This is a genomic window from Terriglobus aquaticus (assembly GCF_025685415.1).
Lineage (GTDB): Bacteria > Acidobacteriota > Terriglobia > Terriglobales > Acidobacteriaceae > Terriglobus > Terriglobus aquaticus.
Genome location: NZ_JAGSYB010000001.1, coordinates 1767652 through 1784053 on the forward strand (window position 1 = coordinate 1767652; position 16402 = coordinate 1784053).

General features: G+C 64.9%; 15 protein-coding genes. 8 read left to right on the forward strand and 7 right to left on the reverse strand.

Annotation, left to right across the window (positions count from 1 at the left end):
- Window positions 1–43: 43 nt before the first annotated feature.
- The 4 genes from OHL12_RS07280 to OHL12_RS07295 form a co-directional block, all read right to left on the reverse strand.
- Entirely contained in the window at window positions 44–1882 is a 1839-nt protein-coding gene (locus tag OHL12_RS07280) for an ABC-F family ATP-binding cassette domain-containing protein (protein WP_263413160.1), read from the reverse strand.
- 62 nt (window positions 1883–1944) lie between these two features.
- Window positions 1945–2382, reverse strand: coding sequence for a tRNA (adenosine(37)-N6)-threonylcarbamoyltransferase complex ATPase subunit type 1 TsaE (tsaE, locus tag OHL12_RS07285; RefSeq protein ID WP_263413161.1), 438 nt, complete (start codon window positions 2380–2382; stop codon window positions 1945–1947).
- Window positions 2375–4009, reverse strand: coding sequence for an NAD(P)H-hydrate dehydratase (locus OHL12_RS07290; RefSeq protein WP_263413162.1), 1635 nt, complete (start codon window positions 4007–4009; stop codon window positions 2375–2377). Before OHL12_RS07290 ends, tsaE begins: the two co-directional genes overlap by 8 nt.
- 54 nt (window positions 4010–4063) lie before the next feature.
- The gene (locus tag OHL12_RS07295) at window positions 4064–5062 is read right to left on the reverse strand and encodes a hypothetical protein (RefSeq protein WP_263413163.1); all 999 of its coding nucleotides are present in this window, start codon (window positions 5060–5062) and stop codon (window positions 4064–4066) included.
- Between the two features lie 74 nt (window positions 5063–5136).
- On the opposite strand from OHL12_RS07295, the gene OHL12_RS07300 reads away from it, so the two are divergent.
- The 6 genes from OHL12_RS07300 to OHL12_RS07325 all read left to right on the forward strand — a co-directional run bounded on the left by OHL12_RS07300 (window position 5137) and on the right by OHL12_RS07325 (window position 13224).
- Entirely contained in the window at window positions 5137–6654 is a 1518-nt protein-coding gene (locus OHL12_RS07300; protein ID WP_263413164.1) for a UDP-N-acetylmuramoyl-L-alanyl-D-glutamate--2,6-diaminopimelate ligase, read from the forward strand.
- Window positions 6651–8051, forward strand: coding sequence for a UDP-N-acetylmuramoyl-tripeptide--D-alanyl-D-alanine ligase (locus OHL12_RS07305; RefSeq protein WP_263413165.1), 1401 nt, complete (start codon window positions 6651–6653; stop codon window positions 8049–8051). The genes OHL12_RS07300 and OHL12_RS07305 overlap by 4 nt, the downstream gene beginning before the upstream one ends.
- Before the next feature lie 108 nt (window positions 8052–8159).
- Window positions 8160–9296, forward strand: a complete 1137-nt coding sequence (gene mraY, locus OHL12_RS07310) for a phospho-N-acetylmuramoyl-pentapeptide-transferase (RefSeq protein ID WP_263413166.1) — start codon at window positions 8160–8162, stop codon at window positions 9294–9296.
- Between the two features lie 12 nt (window positions 9297–9308).
- On the forward strand, window positions 9309–10670 hold the full coding sequence (gene murD / locus OHL12_RS07315) for a UDP-N-acetylmuramoyl-L-alanine--D-glutamate ligase (protein WP_263413167.1): 1362 nt from the start codon (window positions 9309–9311) through the stop codon (window positions 10668–10670).
- Window positions 10671–10766: 96 nt separating this feature from the next.
- Window positions 10767–11921, forward strand: coding sequence for an alginate lyase family protein (locus tag OHL12_RS07320; protein ID WP_263413168.1), 1155 nt, complete (start codon window positions 10767–10769; stop codon window positions 11919–11921).
- Between the two features lie 37 nt (window positions 11922–11958).
- Window positions 11959–13224: a vWA domain-containing protein gene (locus tag OHL12_RS07325; RefSeq protein WP_263413169.1), complete on the forward strand. Its 1266-nt coding sequence runs from the start codon at window positions 11959–11961 to the stop codon at window positions 13222–13224.
- A gap of 1 nt (window position 13225) precedes the next feature.
- On the opposite strand, the gene OHL12_RS07330 is transcribed toward OHL12_RS07325, so the two are convergent.
- Window positions 13226–14203, reverse strand: coding sequence for a hypothetical protein (locus tag OHL12_RS07330; protein ID WP_263413170.1), 978 nt, complete (start codon window positions 14201–14203; stop codon window positions 13226–13228).
- 47 nt (window positions 14204–14250) lie between these two features.
- Here OHL12_RS07330 and OHL12_RS07335 point away from each other — a divergent pair, with 47 nt between their 5' ends.
- Together OHL12_RS07335 and OHL12_RS07340 are read left to right on the forward strand one after the other, a co-directional pair.
- Window positions 14251–14745: a hypothetical protein gene (locus OHL12_RS07335; protein ID WP_263413171.1), complete on the forward strand. Its 495-nt coding sequence runs from the start codon at window positions 14251–14253 to the stop codon at window positions 14743–14745.
- 33 nt (window positions 14746–14778) lie between these two features.
- On the forward strand, window positions 14779–15285 hold the full coding sequence (locus OHL12_RS07340; protein WP_263413172.1) for a GNAT family N-acetyltransferase: 507 nt from the start codon (window positions 14779–14781) through the stop codon (window positions 15283–15285).
- Here the strand turns inward: OHL12_RS07340 and OHL12_RS07345 are convergent.
- Window positions 15282–15857, reverse strand: coding sequence for an NUDIX domain-containing protein (locus OHL12_RS07345; protein WP_263413173.1), 576 nt, complete (start codon window positions 15855–15857; stop codon window positions 15282–15284). The two genes, OHL12_RS07340 and OHL12_RS07345, sit on opposite strands and share 4 nt — an antisense overlap.
- 161 nt (window positions 15858–16018) lie before the next feature.
- On the reverse strand, window positions 16019–16297 hold the full coding sequence (locus OHL12_RS07350) for a CDGSH iron-sulfur domain-containing protein (protein WP_263413174.1): 279 nt from the start codon (window positions 16295–16297) through the stop codon (window positions 16019–16021).
- Window positions 16298–16402: the final 105 nt, after the last annotated feature.

Consider the following 16402-nt stretch of genomic DNA (forward strand, 5'->3'; position numbering starts at 1 on the left):
CACCGGAGTAGAAGCATTCACGAGCATTCTGCAGTGTGAGCTATCACGCGACCTTTTCGCCCAGCTCTGCCCACCGCTCCATCAGCGCATCCGCGGCCGCTCGCGCAGCTTGTTCCTCCGCAAGCGCCTTCTGCAGCCGCCCCCCATCCGACGCGATCGCCGGATCGCTGAGCGCCGCCGTCGCACGCTCCAGCGCGGCGTCTGCCTCCGCAATGCGCGCTTCGATCCCGTCCCACTCGCGCTGCTCCAGGTAGCTCAGCTTCTTCTTCGCGGCAGGCGCGGCCGATGCCGGCTGTGTCTGCACAGGAATTGGTGGCGCGACAACCTGCGGGCTCAGCCGTTCCATCTCACTCACCGCCTCCGTTCCCATCCGCGCGCGCATCCACTGCTCGCTCTGCCCGTAATCCGCAAAGCGTTCGCTGTTGCCGCGCCCGTCCAGCGCCAGCACCGTCGTGCTCACGCGATCCAGCATGTAGCGATCGTGCGTCACCAGCACCAGCGCGCCCGGATAGTCCAGCAGGTTCTGCTCCAGGATCTCCAGCGTTGGGATGTCCAGGTCGTTCGTCGGCTCGTCCAGCAGGAGCACATCGGCGGGCTGCAGCATCAGCCGCGCAATCAGCACGCGAGCGCGTTCGCCGCCGCTCAATCGCTCCAGCGGCTGATTCAATTGCTCTCCCGTAAACAGAAACCGCGCTGCCCAGCTTGCCACGTGCACCACGTTGCCGTTGTGCACCACGGAGTCGCCCTCTGGCGCCAGCGCGCGCCGCAGTGTCAGCGACGGGTCGATCTCGCGCATCTGCGAGAAGTACACCATCCGCAGCATGTTGGCTCGCTTCACCGTTCCCGCAGTCGGTTCCAGTTCACCGGTCAAGAGGCGCAGCAGCGTCGTCTTTCCGCTGCCGTTCGGCCCCACCAGGCCCAACCGCATGCCGTTGGTCAACAGCAGATCCAAATCCCGCAGAATCGTGCGGCCGTCCAGGTCCCAGCGCACCTGCTCCATCTCCACCAGACGCTTGGTCTGGCGATCCGTCGCCGCAAAGTCGATGCCCGCCGTCTTTGTCACCGCCCGGCTGTTGCGCTCGCTCAGGTCGGCGATCATCTCGTGCGCTTTGTCGATGCGTGCCTTGCTCTTCGTCGTGCGAGCCTTGGGCCCACGGCGCAACCAATCGATCTCCGTTTTGACCGCATTGCGCAGGCTCTCGTGCGCCTTCTGCTGCGCCGCAAGCTGCTCCTCGCGCTCCTCCAGGAATCGCGAGTAGCTCCCATTCACCCGCAGCAAGCCGCCGGCGTAGATGCGGTTCAACTCCACCGTCACGTTCGCCACCTTCTCCAGGAAATAGCGATCGTGCGACACGATCACGGCCGCAAACGGCGCATCCTGCAGCATCTCTTCCAGCCACGCAATGCCTTGCAGGTCCAGGTGATTCGTGGGCTCGTCCAGCAGCAACACGTCCGGCTCGGCAATCGTCGCCTCGCAGATCGCCAACCGCTTCCGCCATCCACCCGACAGCGACGCAGCTTCCGCCTGCACATCCGAAAATCCCGCACGCCCGGCCATCTCGCGCAGGCTCTGCTCGTGCTCATCCGCCGGCACCAGCGAAGCTGCCAGCGCCTGCTCCAGAACCTGCCGCACCGTCACGCCTGGCGCGAACTCTGAGTTTTGCAGCACCAACGAAACCCGCGCCCGCTTACGAACGGCGACCTCGCCCGAGTCGGCATCCTCGCGTCCGGCCAGCACGGCCAGCAGCGTCGACTTGCCCGCGCCATTCGGCCCGATCAGGCCAATGCGGTCGCCATCGTTAACCGTGAACGACAAGCCTTCAAACAACGTCTTCGCGCCAAATCGCTTACTCAGCGACTGCGCATTCAGAATCGGCGGCATCCCTCAAGTTTACGAGATGGCGAAGACCTCTACGCCACGCACCCAAGCTTCACTGGCTCCACTCAGAGCATCTGGACGAAAAACCAGCGCTCCTCGTCCGCCTCTCCGCGGGACAGCAGAACCTGCCCTCGCGCACGCTGCGCCACCGACGCGAACTTCTCGCCCCACTCCACCAGCACCAACGCGTCCGGGTCCGCCTCAAGTTCCTCGATCCCCAACTGCGCCAAGTCTTCCTCGCGCTCCAGTCGGTAAAGGTCCAGATGGTGGATCGTCCGCTTCGGCCCGCGATAGGTGTGCACCAGCGTGAACGTCGGGCTGGACACCTCTTCCTCCGGCGCTCCAATCGCACGCGCCATGCCGCGCACCAGCGTCGTCTTGCCCGCGCCCATTTCGCCCGTCAGCAGCACCAGGCGTGGCGTAGGCAGTGCCAGTTCCAGGATCGTCTCCGCCAGCGCCAGCGTCCCGTTCACACTGCGCGTCTTCAATCGCTTCTCAATCAAGCTCGGCTCTCCCCTCCGCGGACCACCGCCCTCCGCGCCTGCGCACGCCACAGATCCAGGTCGCTCCATCCTCATCCTGCACGCGGTATCGCAGCGCATCGCTCAGGTGCGCAATCGTGTCGGTCGCCAGCAGCGTGCGCTCATCCCGTCGCTGCACCGCCAGGTCCGCCGCCAATCCATGCAGGTACACCGCCGCCTCCACCGCGCCTGCAACCTCGTGTGGGAACTGCGCCAGCATCGCCGCCACGATACCGGTCAGAATGTCGCCTGAGCCACCCTTCGCCATGCCCGGATTGCCGGTCGTATTCACCGCCACGCGACCGTCCGGATGCGCCACCAGCGTGCGCCACCCCTTCAGCACCAGGTGCAGTTGATGCTCCGTCGCAAACTTTCGTGCCAGGTTCAGGCGATCTGCCTGCACCTGCTTCGTGGACACACCCAGCAGGGTCGCCATCTCACCCGGATGCGGCGTCAGCACAAGCGTCCGCTTCGATCCGTCCAGCAACTCCGCCTTGCCCTTGAACGCATTCAGACCATCCGCATCCAATACGAGCGGCAGCGTGGTTTCGGCTACCAGCCTCTGCACCATCGCCGGCGTTTCGCCCTCCGTTCCAAGCCCAGGTCCCACTGCCAGCACGCTGATCTTCTTCAGCAACGTCTCAAGCCGTTCCGGCGAAACATTCGAAAGCGCCAGCGCGCCGCCTTCCGCCTCGTCGAGTGCGGCGGTCATCAGCTCCGGCGTAGTCAGAGCAACCGTCTGCTGGATCGACCTTGCGACCGCCGCCGTCACCAGCCCTGCACCGGTCCTCAACGCAGCCAGCGAACTCATGCTGGGCGCGCCAGGCTTGCCCGCCGCACCACCCACCACGAGCACGTGGCCGTACATGCCCTTATTCGAGTCCATGGGCCGCGGCGTTTCCAGTAGCTTCGTCGAAGCTCCCGTCCAGGTCAGGCGCTCCTCGGAGCGGACAAGCGACTCCGGAGTTCCAATCGGCGCAACCACCACCGGCCCGAAGTGTCCCGTGGTCAGGTGCCCGAACAAGTGCGCGGGCTTCGGCGCCGTGAACGTAATCACCGCATCCGACCGGAACGCATCGGGCGAACTCTGCTCGCGCAAATCCGCGTCCCATCCGCTCGGCAGATCGACGGACAGCACCGGCGTCCGCACCTCACGCAACAGATCGCGCAGTGCCGCTGGCAGCTCGCGCAACGGCGGCTTGAACCCCGTTCCCAACACCGCGTCGATCAGCAGGTCGGCGTCCTCCAGCTTCGTCCGCAGCCCCCGCACCTGCTCCACAGAGCCCACCGCAAACGGCAGCGCGCGCGATGTCTGCAACGCCTTGTACGCCTCGGCCGCCGCCCCCTGCGCCTTGGCGGGGTCGCCCAGCACGATCACGTCTACCGACAAACCGGTCCGCGCCAAATGCCGCGCAGCAACGAATCCGTCGCCGCCGTTGTTGCCGGTTCCGCACAGCACCACCACGCGTCGCGCCCGCCGGAACTGCCGTTGCGCAAACCGCGCCACCGCGGCACCCGCGTGCTCCATCAGCTCTGCAAACGGAACGCCTGCTTGCTCTGCTGTTGCTGTATCGATCGCGGCCATCTCTGCCGCCGTCACCATCTGCATAGAGTGCTTGGATGCGCCCGCACCCGTCGCGACGCACCTTGCGGCGCCGCTCGCCTATCGCAGAGGCACAGGGCTCGTCGCATCGCGGTCGCGATACCACGGCGCCCGGAAGCGCAGAATGTTCGCTCCGCTGCGGCACGGCTCCATCAGCGACGACGCCAGCAGCACCCACGGATTGTGTACATTGTGCGTGATGCGCCGGAACCAGATCTTGTCCACGTAGTCCTCGCCTACGTTCCACAACAGGCCGCCCACGGGCGTCACGAAGAAGTCCACCATGCCGGTTTCATTCGTATTCCGGCCCAGCTTGGGGCTGTAGTACGTCTTGATACCGATGTTCCCCATCGACGACTCACTTACCGGCCCCACCTTCCATTGCGCGCTGTAGACCGCCGAGTAGGCCGTCGCTCGCAGCCGTCCCATCCAGTAGCGATGCGTGTTCTCAAACACCAGCGCACGCTGCTTGGGATCGTTCTGCTCATAGATGCTGTTGGTGATTGCGCCCATGATCGGGTGGCCGATGTAGTCGACCCCGAAGGGGTCGCCATCGTTCCACCGGTTATAGCTGTAGCGATGCAGCGTCAGCTCGTAGTCGTACCAGAAATCGGTGTTCAGAAAGTGCTGCTGTGCGTCCTCATCCATCGCCAGATTGCCGCTGTGCTGCATTGACAAAAACAGCATGGAGCTGCCGATCACGCGAACCCAGCTCACGCGGCACGGCTTTCCATGCAGCTCGTGATTCTCACATTGGGTGTTGCGCTCGATCTCCGACAGCTCGTGCGGGCTATCCTGCTTGATCGGCAGCGCACCTGCGCGCCCGGCACCTGCAACAGGGGCTGCACCTGCGCCTAGAGCCATTGCGGCGCTTGCCACTGTGTGCTCCGCCCATGCGGGCGCGGGTGCCTCGGGCAATTCCAGCGCAACATCCTCGTTGCGAGAAGCTGCAGAGGGCCGCTCCGCGCTCAGCTCCGCAATCCCCTGTCCGCCCGCGCGGATCGCGCAGATTGCCACCCCGAGCAGCAACAGGCAGAGGCGAAACCAGGAACGCAGCATCTACTCAGTCTACGTTTGCAGCCCGCTAAAAGCCGCGCGGAGCGCACAGAAAGTCGAACCTCTACAATCCCCTCATGCTGTGGTCTCACATCCTGCGCGAAACCACGGCGCTTGCGTCCAACCCCGGCTCCGACCCCAACATCACGGACGTGGTGTACGACTCACGGCAGGCCGGCGCCGGCTCACTCTTCGTCGCCATGCGCGGTGGCACCGCCGACGGCAATCGCTACATCCGCCAGGTTCGCCAGCAGGGTGCGGCGGCAGTGATCACCGACTCGCGCGAGACCTTTGCCTTTCTGGACAGCTCTGAGTCGCCCGTAGCCCTGGTCGAACACGGCCGCCGCGCCCTCGCGCAAGCCTCCGCCGCCTTCTTTGCGCATCCCGAGCGCCAACTCGCCACCACCGCCGTGACCGGCACCAACGGCAAAACCACCACCGCATTCCTCACGGAGGCTCTGCTCGCACGAGCGGAACGCACCACGCTCCTGCTGGGTACGGTCGAAACCCGCGTTGCAGGCCGCGTTCTCGAGAGCAAACACACCACTCCGGAAGCGCGCGACCTGTACGCCCTCTTCCGGCAAGCCGTCGACGCCGGCGCGACCGAAGCCGTGATGGAGATGAGCTCGCACGCGCTCGACCAGGAGCGTGTCTTTGGCATCCCCGTCGACGTCGCAATCTTCACCAATCTCACGCAGGACCACCTGGACTATCACGGCACCATGGACAGCTACGCCGCGGCGAAGGCGCGCCTCTTCCAGGGCGTCGGTGCGCCACCGCCGCGCGTCGCCATCGTCAACGCAGACGACGCCTACAGCAGCACCATGCTCGCCGCGGCTGCTCCCTGCCAGACCACCTGGCGCTACAGCCTGCAGGACCGCGCGGCTGACTTCTTCGCCACCGACCTGCGCCTCTCGGCCGACGGCACTCGCTTTGCACTGCAAAGTCCCTTCGGCGAAGCGCTCGTCACGTCGCCCCTCGTTGGCCGGGTAAACGTGTACAACCTTGCCGCTGCCATAGCCGCCGCACTCGCGCGCGGTCTCGATCTAGACACCGTTGTCGCCTCCGCCGCCGAACTCGCACCCGTTCCCGGCCGTTTTGAATCCGTCGCCAACACACTCGGCTTGACGGTGCTCGTCGACTACGCCCACACCGACGACGCCCTGACCAACGTGCTCAACCTTGCCCGCGAACTTGCCGGCAACGCACGCGTCCTCACGCTCTTCGGCTGCGGCGGCGACCGCGACCGCACCAAGCGTCCGAAGATGGGCCGCGCCGCCGCACTCGGCTCTGACCTCGTCGTCATCACGAGCGACAACCCGCGCAGCGAAGACCCCGCCACCATCGCCGCCGAAGCTCTGCAGGGCGTGCGCGAAGCAGGTGGTGACGCCGAGGTCGTCCTGGATCGCGCCGCCGCGATCGCGCACATCCTGCGGCTCGCCCGCAAGGGCGACATTGTCATCCTCGCCGGCAAAGGCCACGAAAAAACACAGACCGCGAACGGCAGCAGCCTTCCGTTCGACGACGTTGCCGTTGCCGCCGCCGCGCTCCGCACCCTCGAACACGAGCAACAGAAGGACCCCAGGCACGCATGAAGCTCACCCTCGGACAGATCGGCGACATCCTCCACGCCGAAGGCGACTACAACACCGCGACCGCGGCTTACGGCTACTCCATCGACACGCGCACCCTTGCCGCCGGCGATCTCTATTTCGCCGTCACCGGCGAACGCCTTGACGGTCACGACTTCGTCGAAGCCGCGCTGGAGAAAGGTGCAGCAGCCGCAGTCATCAGCACCCGCTGGGTCGTGCCGGATACCGTGGATCCCACCAAACTGCTTCGCGTTCCCGACAGCGAAGACTGCGTGCTGCGCGCCATGCAGACACTCGCTCGCGCCGTCCGCCGCATGTGGTCCGCGCACCCGCTCGCCACGGGCGAACCGCGCCGCGTCATCGGCATCACCGGTTCCGCCGGCAAGACGACCACCAAGGAGTGTGTCGCCGCCGTGCTCTCCGCGCGCTTCCACGTGCTCAAGTCCGCCGGTAACCTGAACAACGGCTTCGGCCTGCCGCTGCAACTGCTCAAGCTGGAGCCCGAGCACGAGGTCGCCGTGCTTGAAATGGGCATGAACCATGCAGGCGAGATCACCGCGCTTGCCCGCATTGCCGAGCCCGACTGGGCCGTCGTCTCCAACGTCGCGCCGGTCCACCTGGAGCACTTTGCGGACGGTATCCAGGGCATCGCCAACGCGAAGTACGAACTCGTGCAGGCGCTGCCGCCGGAAGGCGTTCCCTTCCTCAACGCCGACGACACCCACGTCCGCACCTTCAGCCGCAACCGCGAGCAGCACACCGTCTTCTTCGGCGTGGAACACGAGGCTCCCATCCGCGCCACGGACGTCCAGAACCTCGGCGCAGACGGCATGCAGTTCACCGCGCTCGCCTACGGCGAAACCATGCCCGCGCACATTGCGCTGCTCGGCGAACACAACGTCCTCAACGCGCTCGCTGCCATCGCCGTCGGCCGCAAGGCAGGCATCCCGCTCGAGCGCTGCGTAGAGGCTCTCTCCGCCCTCACCCCCGCCGATAAGCGCGGGGAGCTTCTGCACTGGCACGGCGCGAAAATCATCAACGACTGCTACAACAGCAATCCTCGCGCGCTCGACAGCATGAGCACCGCGCTCATGGCCGTTCGCGCGGACCGCCGCATCGTCGTCGCGGGCGAGATGCTGGAACTCGGCCCGGAAGCCGCGCACCTCCACCGCTGCTGCGGTCAGCACATGCGCCGCATCGGCATCGACCGCCTCATCGCCGTACGCGGAGAGGCCATCCACATCGCCGAAGGCTTCGGCGAAGGCGCCATCTTCGTCGACACTCCCGAACAGGCCGGCGAATGGCTCCACAACAATCTGCACACCGGCGACGCCGTCTTGCTGAAGGCCTCGCGCGGCGTCCGCCTGGAACGAGCCCTCAGCGCTCTCACACCGGAATAGCCCCGCTCAGCAGGCTTCCGTTCTCTCCGGGCGAACATCGGCGGATGCCCGAAGACCGTCGTGCTCCGGTAATCTGAAAGCACTGCACCCGGCCCGCGCGGAGGAACGTTGCTCTACTGGCTCCTGTACGAAAAGCTCTACCCCATCTTCCGCGTCTTTCGCATCTTCCGGTATCTCACCTTTCGCTGCGTCTTCGCCAGCCTGACCGCCCTGCTAATCGGCATGCTGATCGGTCCATTTGTCATCCGGCGCCTGCGCGAGTTCCAAATCGGGCAGTACATCCGCGACGAAGGCCCCGAGAGCCACAAGACCAAGTCCGGCACGCCCACCATGGGCGGCGTGCTCATCGCCATCGCCATCCTCATCCCCACGCTGCTGTGGAGCGACCTGCGCAACCCGTTCGTCTGGCTCGTCATGGCGTCGACCGCGGCGTTCGCCGGCATCGGCTTCGCGGACGACTACATTAAGGTCGTACACAAGCGGAACCTGGGCCTGACCGGCCGGCAGAAACTTGCGCTGCAGTTCCTCGTCTCCGGCGCGGTCGCGGTCACGCTCACCATTCTTCAGGGCAAGGGCTTCTATTCCACACGGCTCGTCGTTCCCTTCCTGAAGCACTTCCGGCCCGACCTGATCATCGGCTCCATCCACTACACGCCCGGCCTGTACTGGGTGTCCTTCCTGCCGTTCGTGCTCTTCGTCATGTTCGTCATCACGGGCGCATCCAACGCCGTAAACCTGACGGACGGCCTGGACGGCCTCGCCATTGGCTGCACCATCGTCGCCGCCGGCGCACTCACGGTGCTCACCTATGTCAGCGGTCACGTGGTCTTCTCCGACTATCTCGAACTCCAGCGCATGCCCCTGGTCGGCGAACTGACCATCTTTTGCGGCGCCATGGTCGGAGCCTCCATCAGCTTCCTTTGGTACAACGCCCACCCCGCCGAAATCTTCATGGGCGACGTCGGCTCGCTCATGCTCGGTGGCGCAATCGCCACCGTCGCCGTCGTCATCAAGCAGGAGCTTTTGCTCCCCTTCATCGGCGGCGTCTTCATCCTGGAGGCGCTCAGCGTCATGCTCCAGGTGGGCAGCTACAAGCTGCGCGGAGGCAAGCGCATCTTCAAAATGGCACCGCTGCACCACCACTTCGAGCTCAGCGGCTGGTCCGAGTCCAAGGTCATCACCCGCTTCTGGATTCTCGCCCTCGTCTTCGCCCTCTTCGCGCTTACGACGCTCAAGCTGCGTTAGCCTGTAGACCGCATGGACCTGAAGAACAAGCGCGTCCTCGTCGTCGGCCTCGGCAAGTCTGGTGTCTCCGCCGCCCTTTACCTGCGGCGCATGGGCGCCCGCGTCACCGTCTCCGACGCACGGCCCAGCGAGTCACTCGCCAACGAAATACCCGCCCTGCTCGCGGCCGGTGTCATGGTCGAAACCGGCGGTCACGGCGTGCTCACCTTCCGCCGCCAGGACCTCGTCGTCGTCTCGCCCGGCGTTCCTCTCTCCACGCCAGAAATCCAGCAGGTCCTGCGCTACGGCACACCTCTCATCGGTGAACTCGAGCTCGCCGCACAGTCCATGCAGGGCCGCGTGATTGCCATCACCGGCTCCAACGGCAAGACCACCACGACCTCGCTCATCGGTCACATCCTGCGCCATGCCGGACTCACCACCCAAGTCGGCGGCAACATCGGCCTGCCTGTCGTCGAACTGCTCGCAGCGGACACGCCAGACACCTGGAACGTGCTCGAAGTCTCCAGCTTCCAGCTCGAAACCATTCAGACCTTTCGCCCGCACATCGCTCTGGTGCTCAACATCACGCCGGACCACCTCGACCGCCACGGCACTTTCGAAAACTACGCCGCGGCCAAGGCGCGCATCACCGAAAACCAGACCGCAGCCGACCATCTGATCTTGAACGCCGAAGACAAGCCCACGCAGATGATCGCGGCAAAAACCGCTGCGCAAATCCACTGGTTCAGCGGCAACCGCCGCGTCAAGCAGGGCGCGTTCGTGCACAACGACGGCATCTATCTCATCCGCAGCGAGGGCGACACACCCGAACCCGTCCTGCCCCTCGTGGAGATCCCGCTGCGCGGCGCGCACAACGTCGAAAACGTGCTCGCCGCCATCCAGGCCGCAGCCCTCGCCGGCGTGTCCCTCGCCACCATTCGCGAGGCGATCGGCACCTTCCGCGCCGTCGACCATCGGCTCCAGTTCGTCGCCAACGTGAAGGGTGTCGACTTCTACAACGACTCAAAAGCCACCAATGTCGACGCCACCATCAAGGCGCTGCAATCGTTCGATCGCGGCGTCCGCCTCATCCTCGGCGGCAAAGACAAGGGCAGCGACTACACCGTTCTCGCGCCGCTGCTGCGTGAGCGCGCCTCCGCCGTCTACACCATCGGCGCCGCCGCACAGAAGATCGAGCAGCAACTCGCTAACGTCGTCCCAATCCGCCACTGCGAGACGCTGCAGAACGCGCTCACTCGCGCCACGGCGGAAGCACGCACCGGCGACACCGTCCTGCTCGCTCCGGCCTGCGCCTCCTTCGACCAGTTCCAAAGCTACGAACACCGAGGCCGCGTCTTCGCAGACCTGGTGCACGCCCTCAGCAACGCTTGAGCGCTGCGCAGTCGGGCCGCATGGCGTCCCGCCGCATCAACAACGCGCCGTTTTGACGCGCGCAGCTCACCCCGGCAAGCGAGTACGATCAAGCGCATGGGGCGTGCATTCAGTTCCGGCCTTCCTCTCGCGCTGGCGATGCTCGGCGCCACGGCCCGCGCGGAACATGTAGTCGCGCCAAAGGCCTCCCTCCTCGACATCACCGCTCGTCGCGCGGAGCTGAAGGCGAATCGCAACCCTCGCGTCACAGAAGCGGTGCAGCATCTGGACTCCTGCGTCGCCCTGCCAGCGGTTCCCGCGCCCACCGGCCGCATGCTCATCCCGCACCACTATCTCAGCGGCAGCCACGGCCCGGTCAACCCCGAAGAAGCCAAGATCACCCACACCTACAACGAGTTCGAACGCCGCATCTCCGCAGGCATGAACCAGTTCGTAGCCAACGGCAGCCACGCCGAGGCCGACTGCGCCCAGCAGCAGATCGACACCTGGGCACAGGCTGCAACGCTCCTCGACTACGACCCCAAGGAAAGCTCGCAGGCCTGGTTTCAGGTCGAATGGACGCTCTCCTCCGTGGCAATCGCCGAATCCGTTCTGGTGAACGATCCCGCGCTCAATCAGCCCATTCTTCAGCGCGACATCGCCTGGATGAACAAGGTCGCGCACCGCACGGTCGACTTCGACAAAGCCAGCAACCAGCGCAACAACCACCACTACTGGCGAGGCCTGGCTGCCACCGCCGTCGGCGTGGTCTCGTCCGACGATGACCTCTTCACCTTCGGCCTCAACACCTTCCGTGAAGCCGTGAACGAGATTGACGCGAACGGCGCTTTTCCGCAGGAGATGGCCCGCCACGAACGCGCCATCCACTACCAGGAGTTCGCGCTGCAACCGCTGATACCCATCGCCGAATTCGCGGAGCGCCAGCACATCGACCTCGATGCCTACAAGTCGCCCACCGGCAAAACCATCGCCGACGCGGTCGCTTTCCTTGGCCGTGCCGTCGCAAATCCGTCCATCGTGAAGCAGTACGCCTCCGAGGACCAGATGGTCGAATCCAACGCACGCGACTTCTACTCCTTTGCCGACTTCTACCTGCACCGCTTCGGCATCAACAGCACCACGCAGCAGCTCGCGAACGGCATGACCGCACCCAGCTACGCCAGCCGTATCGGCGGCAACACCACCGTGCTCGCCGCACCCACGCAACTCTCAACCGCGGCAACGACCAACACTTCAGCGAACACGCGCTGACTTGCTGACTCGCTGACCTGCTGACTGGCTGTTCCAGATGAAACGCACCCGCTACACCAAGTACAACGGCGACCTCGCCAGCGAGCTCGCGCTCGACGACCTGATGCAGGCGCTCTCCGACTTCCTGCTCGACTCCGGCTTCCAGGACCCCTTCTCGCAGTTCCAGGAACTCAACGGGGAGCACACGCTGGAGAACCTGCGCGAAGCTCTGCGCCAGGTGCTCGAATCCGGCGAGTTCATGAACGAAGACGAACAGGCCCGCTTTGACGAGATGGACGCCGACCAGCGCGAGCAGATGCTCAGCGACCTCATCGACCGCATGCAGGCCGAGAACTTCATCAGTTCCGACCAGCAGCAGCCCGGCCAGTACTCTGATGGCAAAGTTGATCACGCCAACTCACCCGGCGACATCGCGCAGCCCGCGCCACCGCAGGGCGACGCGCGCTTCAACGTCACCGACAAGTCCATGGACTTCCTCGGCTACCGCACCCTGCGCGACCTGCTGGGCGCCAACGGCCGCGCCATCGCCGGTCGCCACGAAACGCGCTACGAGGCCAGCGGCGTCGAGTCCTCCGGATCCTCCAAGCCCTACGAATTCGGCGACGTCCTGAACCTCGACGTCAACGCCACGCTCTCGAACGCCATGCAGCGCGAGGGCATCGGCCTGCCGCTCAACGTCGAGTACAGCGACCTCGAAATCCGCCAGTCCGAGTACCAGAGCGCCTGCTCCACCGTGGTCATGCTCGACTGCTCCCACTCGATGATCCTCTACGGCGAAGATCGCTTCACGCCCGCCAAGCGCGTCGCCATGGCGCTCTCACACCTCATCCGCACGCAGTACCCCGGCGACGACCTTCACCTCGTCCTCTTCCACGATTCCGCAGAAGAGATGCCCGTGCAGCAGGTCGCCCGCGTCAAGGTCGGCCCCTGGTACACCAATACCCGAGAAGGCCTGCGCGTCGCGCAACGCATCCTGCGCCGCAGCAACAAGGCAATGAAGCAGATCGTCATGATCACCGACGGCAAGCCCTCTGCGCTTACCATGCCGGACGGCCGAATCTACAAAAACGCCTTCGGCCTCGATCCCATCGTCATCGCCGAAACGCTGGAAGAGGTGAACCGCTGCAAGCGAGCCGGCATCGTCATCAACACCTTCATGCTCGCGCAGGACTTCGCCCTCATGCAGTTCGTCCAGCGCGTCACCGCCATGTGCCGCGGCAAGGCCTATTTCACCAGCCCCGAACGCCTCGGCAGCTACGTCCTCATGGACTTCATGCAGCGCCGCATGAAGACCATCCAGTAGCTCAGTCGTTCGCGGACCTCCCGCCAAGCGCGCGGCGCACACCGCGATAGCTCTTCTTCAGCGCACCACCGGTGTGCCGCGCCGCACTGCCCAGCGCGTGCCCGGTTTTATCCGTCGTCACTACCATCGCTGTGTTCGTCCCACGCGCGCCGGTGGACGCGCCAAGCCCAGCTCCACCCAGCCCTGCGTTGACACCCAGAATCGCAGCCTGCGCTGGCCGCTTCTCCGGCGTCGCCCACGCAATGTCCGTCTCCGGCAACCGCTCCAGCCGCGACATGCGGGCCACAGTGAAGTCTGAACGTGTCATCTTCTCCAGCAGCGGCCATTGCGGCGCATGCGTCCACGCCACACTCGGCACGTTCGCCTCACCAAGATTGATCAAGTCACCCGCCGGCAGTTCGTGCATGTGCACGCATCGATCGCCACCGCAACCGTAGTTGCACAGCCGTTCGGCGAAGTACGAGGCATGCTTCCCCGCGGAGACCCACACGCGCGCGCCGTGATCGACAGCATCGATCGTCGACGCCCGCGTCACCTGCCCTGCATCGCACACCGTGTCCTCGTGCGCCGCTGCGTACCACGCACTCGCCTTCCAAGACTCTCCATCGGAACGCAGCAGCACCGCTACGTGCTCCGTATCCAGCGCATGCCCCATCTCACCGCAGTCGCGCCGCCACAGATGGTAGTAGTGAATCTCCACCTCACCGGCCCGCCCACCAGGACTCGCCTGCGCATAGATCGTGCCGTCGTCCGCACCCACCCGCGGCACCGAAGCATCCGGCACAAACCGCGCCGGCACCTTCGAACAGTCGTTCTCGCTCACCATCCAAACCGGCCGAAACTGCTCAATCAGCCGCGCCTCCAGCGCATCGCTCAGCCCATCACCATCCGAATCGATCCCTGCGACCCGCTGGCCGCTCGCCGCGGACACAAACACGCAACTCGCAGCGATCAGGAAACAAGCAGCGGTTCGTGTCATACAGGCATGCTACGCGCGTAGGATCGCCAGTTACACTCAGACGCAACATGGTCGCATCGCTTCGACGAGCTCGGGTCGCAATCGGCATCGTGATGCTCGGCCTTTTCGTCTCCGGCGTGACTGCTTTCCCGCTCGAGACCGAATTGCGCGGCTTTGTTCGCCTGCTTCACCGTCCGGCACTCGTCAGCTTTGCAATGCAAAGTCATCTTCTGCCCTGGTTTGAACGCGTTCTCCAGGCGCTCACTGACGCAAATCAGCGCTACCCATTTCTCGCATACGGGACAGACTGGCTCGCCTTCGCTCACCTGGTACTCGCAGTCCTGTTCATCGGCCCCTTTGTGGATCCGGTCCGCAACAAGTGGGTCTTGCAATTTGGCTTGATCGCCTGCGCCGGCGTCTTGCCTCTTACCTTCATCGCAGGGCCGATCCGGACCATCCCGTTCGGCTGGAGTCTTATCGACAGCTCCTTCGGCGTGTTCGGCTGCGTTCCTCTCGTCGTCGCCCTGCGACAGGTGCGTCGACTGGAGCGCCAGCACCTGTGAAGCTCCGGCTCACTTCTTTCTCGCATCGATCACATGAGCTCGAACATCAAGCACATGATGCCTGACTCCAAGCTCATTCTGCGCGACTTTCGTCCCGGCGATGAAGCCGCCTTCCGCAGCCTGAACGAGGCGTGGATCACGCGCTTCTTCAAGCTGGAAGCCTCGGATCTCGCCGTCTTCGACGATCCGCAGTCATACCTCATCGACAAGGGCGGCCGCCTCTTCTTTGCCGAACTCGACGGCGAAGCCGTGGGTTGCTGCGGCCTGCTGCCCATGCGCCCCACGGAATACGAAGTCGTCAAAATGGCCGTCAGCGATCGCGCTCAGGGCCGTGGCATCGGGCGCCGCCTCCTGCAGCACACCATCGATCAGGGCTTCGCCATGGGTGCAACGCGCCTCTACCTGGAGAGCAACACCGCCCTCGGACCCGCGCTCCATCTCTACGAAGCGCTCGGCTTCCAGCACCTGCCGCCCGAACGCATCACGCCCTCACCCTACGCGCGCGCCAACGTCTTCATGGAACTTCTGCGTCCCGCCTAACGATCGCTGCCGCCCAGCCGCTTCCACACCAGGTACGTGCCCCACGCTGCTAGCGTGCAGTTGTCTCGAACGCGGCCATCCAGCAGCATGCGCTCAAACTCCTCCACGCTCACCCGGTGAACGGTCAACCCGTCCTCCTCCGGCTCCAGGTCGCTCTCTCCCTGGGTCAGGTCCTCGCACAGGTACACGTTGTGCTCCTGCCGCATGGCCCCGTACGCAATCCAGTTCTGCCCGATGCGCGTGATGCGACCCGCGCGCAGCCCGGTTTCTTCGCGCAGCTCGCCGCGAGCCATCTCTTCCACGTCGGCGTCCGGATCTTCCCATCCACCCTGCGGCAGTTCGAAGTAGCTGCCCTGCACCGTGTAACGGAACTGATGCACCAGCGTGATGAAGTCGCCCTGCGGCGTGTGCTCCAGCGGGATCAGGATGCATGCCGGTTCTTTGTCCAGCACGCCATAGATGCCACGCACCCCTCCACGCCGTTCGATCACATCCTCGCGCACGCGTGACCAGTTGTTGCGGTACACCTCACGCGAAGAGATCGTCTTGATCGGCGCCTCTTCCGGCAGCACAGGCCCCGTCGGCAGACTCTTCCACTCAGAACTCAGAACACACCCCTTGCAAACCCTTTCCCACGTCGGCGGACACGGCCCGAACGCACGGCCTGCTTCTCCGCGCACAAAAAAGGCGCAGCCGGAACTCGTCTGCGCCTTCGTTTCTGGAACGGCTTACATCACTGCCCAGTCAGGTTTCCGCTCACCGGCTGCATCACGTTCGTCGCCGGGCTTTCGCCGCCGGTCAGGTTACCCGGCGAGGCGTTGCACTGCCACCCGATCTTGTTGTGGCTGCCGTCGCAAAACGGCCGCTTCTCGCTCACGCCGCAGCGGCACAGGCTCACGGCGGGTTTGCCCGTCAGGTCCCACTCCGCTCCGTCCGCATCGATCAGACGAATGCCACCCTCTATCCGCAACGGTCCGTTGCGCTTGACCGTAATCGTTACCGCATCTGCCAAGAACTCACCTCTTCACCCTGCCATCGTGTCGCGCGGCTCGCGCTCGCGTCCGCATGCAACGGTGTAGCGGCAGCATAGCAGAGCGCCGGTGCCGCCCCACCATCG